The 13,366-nt window shown below is 50.0% G+C and carries 10 protein-coding genes; 6 read left to right on the top strand and 4 right to left on the bottom strand.

The window, feature by feature from the left end:
- Positions 1 to 193: 193 nt before the first annotated feature.
- Positions 194 to 1,297, top strand: a complete 1,104-nt coding sequence (locus ACYU8Y_RS09985) for a chorismate mutase (RefSeq protein ID WP_460936700.1) — start codon at positions 194 to 196, stop codon at positions 1,295 to 1,297.
- A gap of 69 nt (positions 1,298 to 1,366) precedes the next feature.
- Here ACYU8Y_RS09985 and ACYU8Y_RS09990 read toward each other — a convergent pair whose 3' ends face one another.
- Together ACYU8Y_RS09990 and ACYU8Y_RS09995 are read right to left on the bottom strand one after the other, a co-directional pair.
- Positions 1,367 to 2,323: a DUF4249 domain-containing protein gene (locus tag ACYU8Y_RS09990; RefSeq protein WP_460936702.1), complete on the bottom strand. Its 957-nt coding sequence runs from the start codon at positions 2,321 to 2,323 to the stop codon at positions 1,367 to 1,369.
- Entirely contained in the window at positions 2,323 to 4,740 is a 2,418-nt protein-coding gene (locus ACYU8Y_RS09995; protein WP_460936704.1) for a TonB-dependent receptor, read from the bottom strand. The genes ACYU8Y_RS09990 and ACYU8Y_RS09995 overlap by 1 nt, the downstream gene beginning before the upstream one ends.
- Positions 4,741 to 4,961: 221 nt before the next feature.
- Between ACYU8Y_RS09995 and ACYU8Y_RS10000 the strand changes: the two genes are divergently transcribed.
- Positions 4,962 to 6,302, top strand: coding sequence for an NAD(P)/FAD-dependent oxidoreductase (locus ACYU8Y_RS10000; RefSeq protein WP_460936706.1), 1,341 nt, complete (start codon positions 4,962 to 4,964; stop codon positions 6,300 to 6,302).
- 35 nt (positions 6,303 to 6,337) lie between these two features.
- Here the strand turns inward: ACYU8Y_RS10000 and ACYU8Y_RS10005 are convergent, their stop codons facing one another.
- Together ACYU8Y_RS10005 and ACYU8Y_RS10010 are read right to left on the bottom strand one after the other, a co-directional pair.
- Complete coding sequence (locus ACYU8Y_RS10005; protein ID WP_460936708.1) at positions 6,338 to 7,171, bottom strand: hypothetical protein; 834 nt, start codon at positions 7,169 to 7,171, stop codon at positions 6,338 to 6,340.
- A 144-nt stretch (positions 7,172 to 7,315) separates the two neighbouring features.
- The gene (locus tag ACYU8Y_RS10010) at positions 7,316 to 7,507 is read right to left on the bottom strand and encodes a hypothetical protein (RefSeq protein ID WP_460936710.1); all 192 of its coding nucleotides are present in this window, start codon (positions 7,505 to 7,507) and stop codon (positions 7,316 to 7,318) included.
- A 181-nt stretch (positions 7,508 to 7,688) separates the two neighbouring features.
- Here ACYU8Y_RS10010 and ACYU8Y_RS10015 point away from each other — a divergent pair, with 181 nt between their 5' ends.
- The 4 genes from ACYU8Y_RS10015 to ACYU8Y_RS10030 all read left to right on the top strand — a co-directional run bounded on the left by ACYU8Y_RS10015 (position 7,689) and on the right by ACYU8Y_RS10030 (position 13,307).
- Positions 7,689 to 9,845: a S46 family peptidase gene (locus ACYU8Y_RS10015; protein ID WP_460936712.1), complete on the top strand. Its 2,157-nt coding sequence runs from the start codon at positions 7,689 to 7,691 to the stop codon at positions 9,843 to 9,845.
- A gap of 95 nt (positions 9,846 to 9,940) precedes the next feature.
- Complete coding sequence (locus tag ACYU8Y_RS10020; RefSeq protein WP_460936714.1) at positions 9,941 to 10,465, top strand: DinB family protein; 525 nt, start codon at positions 9,941 to 9,943, stop codon at positions 10,463 to 10,465.
- A 10-nt stretch (positions 10,466 to 10,475) separates the two neighbouring features.
- Positions 10,476 to 12,683, top strand: a complete 2,208-nt coding sequence (locus ACYU8Y_RS10025; RefSeq protein ID WP_460936716.1) for a S9 family peptidase — start codon at positions 10,476 to 10,478, stop codon at positions 12,681 to 12,683.
- Positions 12,684 to 12,875: 192 nt separating this feature from the next.
- The gene (locus tag ACYU8Y_RS10030) at positions 12,876 to 13,307 is read left to right on the top strand and encodes a hypothetical protein (protein WP_460936718.1); all 432 of its coding nucleotides are present in this window, start codon (positions 12,876 to 12,878) and stop codon (positions 13,305 to 13,307) included.
- The last annotated feature ends 59 nt before the right edge of the window (positions 13,308 to 13,366 follow it).

Below are 13,366 nucleotides of genomic sequence, written 5' to 3' on the forward strand. Positions count from 1 at the left end.
ACCGAAATATATAACGAAATTTCGGTCAATCGGTTAAAATGCCAACACGGCTTGGTTCGACAAACTAAAAACGGTTATAGACAAATGAAGGAACCGGCTTGAAAAACAGCCAATTCCCATACAAATATACCACAAAATTAAATTGAAAGTTCCCCATAGAGTAGCCCTGTTACTCTTAGATTAAGCGTTTAGTATGAAAGTAGAATTAGCCGTAGAGCCGCTTGGATCCTGGATTGATACCAACGGCAAACCTCTGATCATTGCAGGCCCCTGCAGCGCAGAGACCGAAGATCAATTAGTTGAGACCGCTCGCCAGTTGAAAGAACTGAACGCGGTTCACGTCATCCGTGCGGGCGTATGGAAACCCCGCACCCGGCCGGGTAGTTTCGAGGGTATGGGCGAAGCCGCTTTACCCTGGATTCAACGCGCTAAAGCCGAAACGGGTCTGCCGTTTGCGGTTGAAGTCGCTACACCCGAGCATATCGAACTCGCGCTGAAATATGGTGTTGATATTTTGTGGGTAGGGGCCCGTACGACAGTTAACCCATTCAATGTACAGGAAATTGCCGATGCCCTGCGTGGAGTAGATGTACCTGTACTGGTGAAAAATCCGGTCAATCCCGATCTGGCCCTGTGGGTTGGTGCATTCGAGCGTCTTGCCGGAGCCGGGATCAGCAAACTGGGGGCTATTCACCGGGGCTTTGCCACGGGCGAAGCCAGCAAGTATCGCAACGTACCAATGTGGCAGATGGCCATTGAGCTGAAGTCGATCTTCCCTCAATTGCCACTCATTGGCGATCCTAGCCACATGGCGGGGAAACGGGCTTACCTGAACGAATTGGCTCAAATGGCCATGGACCTCAATTACGATGGTCTGATTGTTGAATCGCACATCGATCCAGATAAAGCCTGGAGCGATGCGGCTCAGCAGTTGACACCGGCCGCTTTCGGTGACATGCTCGATCATCTGCAGATTCGGCAGGTAGAATCGCAAAATCTGGAGTTCCAGAGTTTTGTTGAACAGTCGCGTCGCAATATTGATAACGTCGATCGGCAGATTGTTGAAATGCTGGGCGCACGGATGGCGCTCGTGGAGCGTCTTGCTGAATACAAGCGCGACAATAACGTAACGCTGTTCCAGCCAGATCGCTGGAAAGAGATTCTGAAAACGCGTACCGAGCTGGGTAAAAAATTGAACCTGTATCCTGAACTAGTGGAAGAAATCTACAAGATCATCCACATGGAATCAATTCGGAAACAGACCGAAATTATTCACAGCGCAACGCAGGATGTATAAAAAACGGTAGCTGACTATAGGTTGGCCTTGACAGAACAGCCCCGATTTCTTCTGGAAGTCGGGGCTGTTCTATTTCAGATTAAACGTGGTAATCGAGTTATTGTAACCGGCGAAGCAACCCAGCCCCCCTTCGATGTTAGTCGGAATCAGTACGGGTTCGGCAAAGGGATTATTGCGCACACGTCGCTGCCGGATTACGGCAGTCTGGAATCGGTAGTAGGTCTGCTCAACACTCATCAGGTTGACGGTTACCAACGCTTTTTTATACTGGCCGTAAAAATTGGTCGATTCGTTCGGCATGAATGTGGTTGATGTCAGAAAAGAACGGCCCGAAACTATGGTCGTGCCGTCCAAACCCTCGTCGGAGAAAAAGCCTCGATTATCATCGTCAATGGTTAAGGGAAAGTTGCCCAGTTGATCTAGCTGACTTTGGTAGCGAAAATAACCGGCTACTTGGTAGTAATTAGCCTGACCGGCGGGGTCCGGCCAAAACGTCTTGACAAAATACCGGCGAGAAAGCGAACGCCCCTGGGTTTGCGTTAGTGAATCGAACGTGATTGCCGTTGGTTTAACCGGGGCCGGTATGGTACAACGGCTCGTGGCTCGCTGACCATTGGCCGTCAGCACCGAAAGGGTATATGTCTGGCCAGTAACGATGGGCAACAAGCGGGCACTGGCGCGGTAGTAGGACTGCGCTGTCGAATCGGTAGGGTGCGTACGGGTGTACTGTAACTGGACGGACTTGTTGCCATCAGACAGCGTCACCGTGGCATCGGTAATGTCGTTTCCTGTTTGTAACAGATCGAGGCTATCGCCCACCACCGTACTTGAACGGGTCAGTTTGATAGCCAGAACTGTATCCTGGGGGGATAAGAAGCCACTGACAACTAGTTTCGGCGATGCCAGGCCTAACTGGCTGGGATCAACTTCATTTCGCAGGCTGCTGCAACCACCCAATAGCCCCGCCATAATCAGGCAGCAGGCCAGGCAAATGATAGCAAAATAGACTCGATTAACTAAGTGCATTAGAATTTGATAGTATAACTGATTGCCGGAACAATCGGAAAAACGGAATAACGAAACAGGGCCGTTCGGGCGGGCACTGTCGATGTGGCAGCCACCGATTCGAGTCGGTAGAAAAACGGATTTCGGCGGTTATAGAGATTGTAAAAACTAACCTCCCAGGTTCGTTCGTGGTGCTTTTTCTGTTTGTGAAACTGAATACCTACGTCGAAACGATGGTAAGGCTCAGCCCGGAAGCTATTCTTCTGCATACCATAATCGTCTGATGTGCGCACGTTCTGAAAATACGTCTGGTTAATGCCCGGATTACCGCCATACACCAATGCGTTGCTGGCCCGGTACGTACCAAAACGGCCTACCGGCACAGTCAAGGCATTGCCCGTACCATATACCCAGGTTGCCGACAAGGTGATATGCTTATTGAGTTCATAAATACCAACTAGTGAAATATCGTGCCGACGGTCGTAGCGTGGGTAATAAGGGCGTCCGTCGTTGAGTTCGGCAAATTGCCATTGCGTCCAGGAGAGCGTATAACCAGCCCAGCCAGAGAATCGACCAACTTTTTTCTGTAATAGTATTTCGGTGCCGTACGACCAGCCCCGGCCCGCCGTAACATTGTCTTCCCAGCGAACGCTATTGGCCGACGTAGGGTCATTGATCAGCAGAAAACTGGCTCCTTCCTTATAATTGATGATGTTGTTCATTGCCTTGTAATAGCCTTCTACTGTGAGCGTAATACCCTTGGCGAACGCGCCCCCGGTCGAAAAATCTTTGGCAATGCCGACTGCTACCTGCTGCGACTGTTGTGGCTTGACAACATCGGTCGTGGGCACCCACAAATCGGTGGGCAGGCCAATGCCCGTATTGGAAAGCAGATGAACGTACTGGTTCATTAACGCATAGGAAGCCTTAATGGACAAGTCTGGCCGGATGGTAAAAGCGGCCGATAAGCGCGGTTCCGGCCGAACGTATTGTGCTTTTTGCACCTGGAAATAACTTAGCCGCAGTCCTCCATTTAGGCGCAATTGGCTGGATGGACGCCAGGTATCCTCAATATAGATGCCCGACTCCAGCACGTCGATGTTATCGACATTGTTGATCGATTGGTTAATCCCCGCATTTTGCAGGACGACAGCGCTGGGCGTAAAGCGATGGTAGGTGCTCTGAAGGCCCATGCGTACTGAGTGCTGGGGCGTAGGGTAATAATCGACGTCGTATTTTAGCGAAAAATCCCGGATACCCGAATTATAGAAAAGGGAATAGGTATCTGTGCCCTGCGTACTCTTTTCGACCGATGAGATCTGAAATTTATAGTCGCTGAAAATCAGCGATAAATTTGAAAACAACTTTTGACTGAACAGGTGGTTCCAGCGCAGCGTACCCGTGGCGTTCCCCCAGCTCAATCCGGTGTCGGTGCTTTCGGAGTTGTCGTTCGCGTAAAACCGGTCGCGGCCAAAATAAGTACTTAAATACAGTTTGTTTTTTGGCCCGAAGTCATAGTTTGCTTTGGCGTTGAGGTCGTAAAAATAATAGCCCGCCGTTAGTGTTCCGCCCGACTGTTGCCGGATTAACGGAGCGGCTATAATATCCAGATACGTCCGTCGGCCCGACACCAGAAAAGACGCTTTTTTATTCTTGGTCAGCGGTCCTTCGAGCAGTAGCCGGGAAGCAATCAGGCCAATTCCGCCTTCACCATGCAGCTTCTCACGGTTCCCTTCTTTCATGTTCAGGTCGATAACCGACGAAAGACGACCCCCATACCGCGCCGGGAAACCGCCTTTTATCAACTCGACACTCTTAATAGCATCGCCGTTGAAAACCGAAAAGAAACCGAACAGGTGGTTGGCATTGTAGACAACGGCATCATCCAGAATGATTAAGTTCTGGTCGGGGCCGCCCCCCCGGACATAAATACCCGTTTGCCCTTCCGATCCTTTCTGTACCCCCGGCATCAGTTGCAATACTTTCATCACATCTTTCTCGCCCAGAAAAGCGGGTATCTTTTTGATCTGACTTACAGGTACATCAATCGAACTCATCTGGGCGCTCTCGCTGACTTTATTGGTCAGGCGTCCGGCTTTCACGTCAACTTCCGTTAGAGCCCGGCCGGGCGTCAGCGATATATTAAGCGTCTGGTTGGTCCGTAAGCTAACGGTTCGGCTCACGATGTCGTAGCCCACAAAGGAATAAGCCAGTTGCAGACTGTCCTGCGCCGGGATGGTCAGCGAGTAAAATCCGTACGTATTGGTGGTGGTACCAATCGTGGTGCCGGGCAGGTACACATTCACCCCGATAAGTGCTTCCTGGCTACTCGTCTCGTGCACATAGCCGCTGATCGTGAAGCGAGCGGTGGGTGTTTGGGCTTTTAACAGACTGATCGACAGGAGAACCAGTAAAAAACTGGGTAAACAATTGAGCATAAACGAGAGGGACAGTGACGACAAAAGGACGAACGAACCATAAGAATAGCCCGCTTTAACAGGGTTAATTGAGCAATTAACATCGCTTAAGAAAGAAATCCTATAACGAAACGATGGGGTTGGTCGTCCATTGCTTAATTTCCAGGTGCTAATCGAAACAAAACCACTGATTGTAAGGTACTATAGTCGGAAAAAAATGGTGTGTCAAACGCCTTACCCGTATGCTTCAATTCGATAAGCTCTCGCTCAATATACCTGCTACGACCAAGCCCCGCGTTGTCATTATTGGTGGTGGATTTGGCGGAATGAATCTAGCCAAAAGTCTGCGCAACACCGGTGTGCAAGTGGTGCTGTTCGATAAGCAGAATTACAATGGTTTCTGGCCATTACTGTACCAGGTTGCTACAGCCGGTCTGGAGCCCGATGCCATTGCTGAGCCCTTTCGTAAAATGTTCGACGGGTTCGAGGATTTCCACTACCGAATGGTGCGGGTTAATAAGATTGACCCTACCGCGAAAACGGTAACGACGCTGATCGGTGAGTTGCACTACGACTACCTGGTTATCGCCAGCGGCACAAAGTCCAACTTTTTCGGAAATGAGCAGATCAAGAAATATTCGTTTCCGCTGAAAACGATTCCGGAGGCACTTAACGTCAGGAGCCAGTTTCTGCAATGTTTTGAGCAGGCCAGTGTCACAACCGATCCTGCCGAGCGGGAAAGCTTGCTCACGTTTGTGATTGCCGGCGCTGGCCCGACGGGGGTAGAAATGGCGGGCTCTCTGGCCGAAATGCGAAAACACGTGTTGCCCAACGATTATCCGGGTCTGGATTTTAGTCAGATGCGTATTTACATCGTTGAAGGGCTGGGTAAAGTCCTGCCACCCATGTCGGATGAGGCCGGCCAGAAGGCAAAACGGTATCTCGAAGATCTGGGCGTTATTATAAAACTGAATACATTGGTCGAATCCTATGATGGAGAGACCGTTACCTTTAAAGGGGGCGAACAAATCAAAACCCAGACGCTCGTTTGGGGGGCTGGTGTAACGGGTGCCATGATCGACGGCATTCCGGCCGAATCGACCGAACGCGGCCGGATTCTGGTCGATCCGATCAACCGGGTGCAGGGGCTAAGCAATGTATTTGCCATTGGTGATATTGCCTTCATGAAACTGGAAGATTACCCCAAAGGCCATCCTGGTGTTGCCCAACCCGCCATTCAGCAGGGTGAGCATTTAGCCAAAAACCTGCGCCGTTTACTTAAAAACGAACCAACCGAACCGTTCAAATACTTCGACAAAGGTTCGTTGGCCATTGTAGGCCGTAGCCGGGCCGTCGCCGATTTACCCGGCAATATTCACCTGGGTGGATTCATTGCCTGGATCGCCTGGCTGTTTGTTCACATCTGGTATCTGGTCGGCTTCCGCAGTAAACTCGTCGTCTTCAGTAACTGGGTATACCGGTTATTTACATACGAGCGGGGTACACGGATCATTATACGACCCTTCGTCCGTAAAGACGACAAAGTCGGTCAGGAAATCGTAGCGCAGAATGAGATGAGCTGAGGATCGAACAGCCAAAAGCTATTCGATCCGCTACTTTATAATTTGCTTAACGGATAGTTAAAGCCAAAGGCGTATATGTACTGGAGCGAGTAGAAGTGATGTGTTGCCAGACCCTGGTGGTCAGCGCCAAGCTTGGTGTTTGTGTAGTCGACCCAGGCCCCCTGAAGGTTGGTCTGCAAAAAGAAATACTTGAATAAGTCGAGCCGGAGACCTGCACTAAGCGCGGTTACCACGCCGTGATAGTGGAAATAGCCTTCGTCGTTGTTGCCCAGTACGGTAGAGATTGTGTACGAGACAAGAGGTCCTGCGCCTACTTTACCGATTCCGCTCAAGGCAATATACTTTGAATGCCATAGTTTTTGTCGCTTCACCAGGTTGATCATCAAATAGTTATTCCCATTGGTATGTTGCAGATGGACAAAGTCCGGCGTCACCAAGGTATCCTTGTCAATCTGATGTCCTCTGATCTGGCCCTGCACGTGGATAACCTGATCGTCAGTAACGATGTACTTGAGGTGATCCCAGCTTAGCTCGATACCCAGATCATGTTTATCGTTGAAGAAATAACCGATATTCATGTTGTACTGGGGAACCGTCAGGTTATTGAGTTTATAGAAATCGTGTAAGTCCGGACGGTCGTGCGCTTTGGCCTTAATGAACGTGAAATCGTAGTTGTCGGTCGTTGTATTACGGAAGTGAATCGTACTCTTCGTGTACCAGTCGCGGTTGTATCCCCAGGTGAAATAAAGGCTACCCGGATGTTTGCCCAGCTTTACCATCTGGTTGGGCGCTGGTTGCTGTGCAAACGTAGAGACCGATTTTAGCAGGCCATAGAAGAGTAAAGGCACCAGTAAACGTGTCTGTTTCATACTGTATGTGTTGAATGGTGGCATTGAGGGATGTACCCTCAAGGGAGAGAAGTGTAAAATAAGCCTGCGAGTTCCAGGAATAAGTAATCAAAAAAAAAGCGCTTACTACGTTTAAGTAAGCGCTTTCCTGATTTTTGGTCTAGTTTACCAGCCCGGACGGCCATAATTACCGTAGCCATAGCCCCTGTTCCCATAATAGGGTCGTGGTGGCGGGCCGTAGTGACGGTGGCCGTAATGGGGTGTATTCCGGTTCGTATAATAAGTGGGGCCACAACTGGTCACCGAAATGATCAGCAACAGAGCCGCTAAAAAGCCAAGCGATTTTATCGTTTTCATAAGGTTAGCATTCGTTTTTTGAACTTCATACGTTAGATAAACCAGGCCCCTGATTGCTTAAAATTGGTCGATTAAGTGTTCATTAAAGTTTCAGTATCAGCGTATGTCTCTAAATCATTGCCGGAATAACCAAAACGTTTGGGGTAAATTCACGTTCTAGCACGTAGTACTGATTCAACCAATGCAGCTTATGAAATTTCGTTTTGCTCAGCTACCCATTCTGGTATTTGCCTTATTGACTGGCTCAGCTTTAGCCCAAAATACGCCCACGATCGGAGTCGATTCCAGTAAAGGCGGACCACTTGACTTGGGCAAGATGTGGACCTTTGATAATCCACCATCGGCCTTTTTTCAGAAAACCTATAAGTTCACGGCCGATGAGAAATGGTTTGATGAAGCCCGGCTAGCCTCGCTTCGGTTTGCCGATTACTGTTCGGCTTCGTTCGTATCGGGCAATGGTCTGGTTATGACCAATCACCACTGCGCCCGCGAGTCGGGAACGGGCGTAACCCGCCAAGGTGAGGACCTGAACGCTACCGGTTTTTTTGCCAAAACACTGGCTGAAGAACGGAAAGTCGATGGCTTATTTGTGGATCAGCTGGTGAAGATCGAGGACATCACTAAGCGCATACAGGATGCCATGAGCAGCGCTACCTCCGAGCAGGCTCAACTACAGGCTCGCGAACAGGCCTTTTCGGCTGTAAAACAGGAATACGGTGCCAAAGAGGGCTGGAAAGGCCTGGAATTACAAACCATCACGTTTTACAACGGAGGTCGCTATGCGCTTTATGGGTTTAAGCGGTATACCGACGTTCGGCTGGTGTTCATGCCTGAGCTACAGCTTGGCTTTTTCGGTGGCGATTATGATAACTTTACTTATCCACGCTATGCGCTGGACTGTTCGTTTTTTCGGGTGTATGACGCCGGAAAGCCACTTAAAACGACGCACTTCTTTAAGTTTAACACAAACGGAGTTCATGATGGAGAGCCCATTTTCGTCATTGGTAACCCGGGCCATACCGAACGATTGAAGACCGTTGCCGAACTTGAGTTTGATCGGGATTTGCAAATACCCGCTACCATTCAACTGCTTCGGAATCGCTCTGCGGCCTTGCAGGCGTACAATGAAACGGCAAAAAGCGACAGCGTTCTGAATGAGATTTTTAGTTACGAAAATAGCCTGAAAGCCTATGGCGGGCAGCTCGATGGGTTACGCGATGCAGGCCTGATGGCTCGTAAGGCAGTTTTTGAGGAGCAGTTCAAGGCGGCTGCCAAAGCCAAAAACTTACCGGCTGATCAACTCAGAACCTGGGATGATATTGCCACCAATACGGCTCAACTGCGCTCTATTTTTAAAGATGTCAACTACCTCGCCCCCAGCGAGCGAACGATGGGCGAGTTATTAACGTTTGCCAACGTGGTGAGCCAATACAGTGAATTGCTGGCGACTCGTCCGCAGGATGCCGAACGCGCGCGCTCCCTCATGGAACCTCCAGTTGTTAAAAACCGGGCGTTGGAAGAAGCCTATCTGGCCGCTCATCTGGCCGAAGCACAAACGGCTCTGGGTAACGATGATCCGTATGTGAAGGCTGCACTCACCGGGGCTGACGGCAAGCTGCGAACACCAAAAGAGACGGCGGCTTACCTGGTAAAACATACCAAACTGACCGATCCCGCTTTTGTGAGTGAGTTAGCCACGCGGCCAGGAGCCGCGGCTGTTTCAAAAGACCCCATGCTGGCCCTGGCGCGAATTGGCTTCCCCCGGTATGTAGCCGCTGGCCGACAGGCTCGCCAGATTACGCAGAAGCAGGAAGTGCTGCGTGGTCAGTTGGGGCGTATGTTGTATGACGTGTATGGCACGGCAGTGCCGCCGGATGCCACCTTCTCCCTGCGCATCAACGATGGCGTGGTGCAATCGTATAATTACAATGGCACAAAGGCGCCGATACTGACCACCTTTGCCGGTTTGTACGACCGCAATTATTCTTTTGCCGACAAGGCCCCCTGGAATTTACCCACCCGCTGGAAAAACCCGCCGATGGAATTATTGAAACAGCCGATGTGCTTCATTTCCACGAATGACATCATTGGCGGCAACTCGGGCAGCCCGATGATCAATAAAAACCTGGAAGCCGTTGGCCTTGCTTTCGATGGCAACATGGAAAGCTTGCCGGGCGAGTTCATCTTCGTTCCCGATGCCAATCGGACTATTTCGGTCCATACGGGTGGCATCGTTGCTGCCATGCGCTATATCTACAAAGCGGATCGGCTGGTTAGTGAGCTCACAGGCACAACTGGTAGTGCACCAGTCGTTAAGCCTAAAACGACAAAAAAGTAGTCAATTCTGAAAGGTTCAGTTTTACAAGCCGCGCAAACTCCCCGAAAGTTCAGTACTTTCGGGGAGTTTGTTTTCTGACCATATACAACCTGACTATGACTAAATCTGACATTCCGGTGATGCCGAAATTCTTCGACCGGTATATCAACCTGGCCGGTAATGACTGGCTGTTGCTTGATGCCCTCACGCAAGGAGCGTCATTTGAGAGCCTTATTCCTGCCGAAACGCTCGAAAAACTTGGTGATCTACGGTATGCTCCCGGCAAATGGACGGTGAAGGATATTTTGCAGCACATCATTGACACCGAACGCATTATGAGCTACCGGGCGATGCGGCTGTCCCGTAATGACCAAACGCCACTACCTGGTTTTGACCAGGAAAAATTCGGTGAACTGGCGATGGGTTCCCGGCGAACCATTCCCGATCTGTACGATGAGTATGCGGCCGTCAGAAAGTCAAATATTGCTCTGTTCACCAGCTTCGATGAGGAAATGATGCTACGGACCGGTACCTGTTCGGATCAAAAAATTTCGGTGCTGGCCCTTGGCTTTGTGCTGGTTGGCCATGCCACTCACCATGTCAATGTTATCAACGAACGCTATCTCCCGCTTCTAGCTTAATCAACACATTATGAAAGCAATATGTCTAGTACTGATTGCCCTGACGGCACAGACCGTTTGTGCCCAAACAAAAACCAAAGTTACGGCTACCGATTTGACTCGTGTCAAACAGGTAGGAGGTATCGAACTAGCGCCCGATGGGCAGCGAGCCGTGTATGCGCTCGCTACCATAGAGCCTAATCCCGATCAGAAAGAGGAGTACGAGTACAAAACGCATATTTATCTGACCGGCCTGAAACCCGGCGACGGCAAAGCATTAACCCGCGGCACCGAGTCAGCCCGGCAGGCCGTTTGGTCGCCTGATGGACAGCGAATCGCTTTTGTGCGGTCGGTAAAGGGAAAAGGCCAAATTTTCGTTATGTCGCTGGATGGGGGCGAAGCCTGGCAGTTAACGAATGGTACGTATGGCGCTTCCTCGCCACTTTGGTCGCCTGATGGCAAACGGATTGCGTTTACGGCGGGCCTGACAATGGCTCAAATGCTAACGGACTCTCTGGTGAATCCTGGTAAAAGTACGCCCCTCTGGTCGCTCGAAAAGCCGGGTTTCTCAACCAATAATTTTATCAAAAGCGACAAAAAAATAAAGCCTAATCCCGACGGGTCCCTGGCCGAAATCCGGGCTTATCTGGAAAAAGATGTCGAAGACAAAAAAGCGAAAGTCATCAATCGACTGAATTTTCAAGGGGAATCGACGACGGAACCCGACCTCAATTTCACTCATTTATACCTGGTGGATGTTAAGGAAGGCGCAATACCCAAACCCCTCACACGCGGTTTTTCTTCCTATCAGGGTGGTAACTGGTTGCCAAATGGCCAGGGGCTGCTGATCGTTACGGATCGGGATTCATTGAAACACCCGGATCGGGAACAGGACAACGCGATCGTTTATGTTCCTGCCGATGGCTCCGGCATGCGGAAAGTCATACTGGCCGAAGCAGGCAAGAGTTACCGCTCTCCCGAAATCTCTCCCGATGGTAAGCAAGTAGCGTTTCTCGTGAATCCGTCAGAAGGGGTCAACTTCGCTCAGATTGGGCTGGCAACGCTGGCGGGCGCCAATGTATCGGGTGTTGAACTCGTTACCTTCGACCGGGCGGCCAATGGATTAAGCTGGGCAACGGCTCCTGCTTCGGCAAAAGGTAAGAAAGCAACAGCGGGCTACGTGCTTTACTTCACTGCCCCCGCTAATGGTGGGTCGCCCCTGTATCGGCTCGATCCTGCTACCCGGCAGGTTACGCAGCTAACAGACTTCACCCAGGGCGTTACCAGCTTCGATGTGAATGGCAATCGGGTTGTGCTGGCCAGAACTGAAGTTGCCAATCCGTCGGAGTTATACGTAACGGATGCTTCGGCTAAAACACAGACGAAACTAAGCAACCACAATGATTGGGTAGCACAGCGGCAGTTGAGTATGCCCGAGAAGCGTACGTATAAAAATTCGCTGGGTCAGACGGTTGACTACTGGATCATGAAACCTGCGTTTTTTGAAGGATCCAAAAAATACCCACTCCTGCTCAACATGCACGGCGGACCTACAGCCATGTGGGGTCCCGGTGAGCCATCCATGTGGCACGAGTTTCAGTACATGTGTTCGCAGGGCTATGGGGTCGTGTACGCGAATCCCCGTGGATCGGGTGGATACGGCCTTAATTTCCAGCGGGCAAACATCAAAGACTGGGGAACTGGCCCCGCCGAAGATGTACTGGCGGCTGTTACCGATGCTGCCAAGGAGAACTGGGTTGATACCAGTCGGCAGGTCATTACGGGTGGCTCTTATGCTGGCTACCTTACAGCCTGGATTGTTGGCCATGACAACCGGTTCAAGGCAGCTTTCGCGCAGCGGGGCGTTTATGACCTGACGACGTTCTTGGGTGAGGGCAATGCCTGGCGGCTTATCCCAAACTATTTTGCCTATCCGTGGGCGGCAGACGCCAAAGTCCTCGATGCCAATTCACCGTACACGTTTGTCCAGAACATTAAAACCCCACTGTTAATCAAGCACGGCGAGAATGATCTGCGGACAGGACCGATCCAAAGCGAAATGATGTACAAAAGCCTTAAGATTCTGGGTCGGCCAGTTGAGTATGTTCGCATGCCCGGTGCTACGCACGAACTAAGCCGTACGGGCAACGTCCGGCAGCGGATTGACCGCATCCTGCGTATTTATGAGTTTTTCGAGCGTTATGTGGGGCCAGATGCGCAGGCGCTAACCCAGAAGTAAATTGCACCTCTCCGGTTGACCCAGTTGTCGATTACCCCGACTGGGTCAACCAGAAAGGTGTAAATCAGCGTTAATAGGCTTCTTTTTGCTTGTCTATCAATGGATTATCATCTCATTTAAAGGCATGTCAGAGGCCGTTTTATGTCTTAGCTTAACACAACATCACTTATACAACAACATTGAATCGTTCCGATGTCAAGATTGAAAAACAGATTTCTACTTCTGATCCCAGCCTATTGGGCTTGTCTATTTGACGAAACTGTTACTATTCTTAATCAACCGGCCGCTTATTGGAGGGGTAATCTAAAGGCAGGTAATGAAGCAAACCCAATAGGAGCAGTCTTGATGAGAAATCATGTATCCGGCATATTTTTGATTTCATTTGCTTGGCTAGTAGCCATTGGTGTCATTGGGTATATGTTGCCTGAAAAGTTCTTCAAGACGTTTGCTCTAATTATTCTCATGGCTCATACAAGTGCTGCAATTAGTTGGATCACTCCTCATTATGGCTTTTGGTATTCCATCACGTTCATCATATTGAATTCAGTTGCATTTGTACAAGTGGATAAAACGTATTCTCAAAATATAACTGATTCTTATTTTGAAAAAAGCGGCAGAAATTAAATACAACTAAGAATGAGCTGTTTTATGAAATAAATTCCTCATTAGTTTAACTTCTTAAC

Source organism: Spirosoma humi (genome assembly GCF_054776575.1).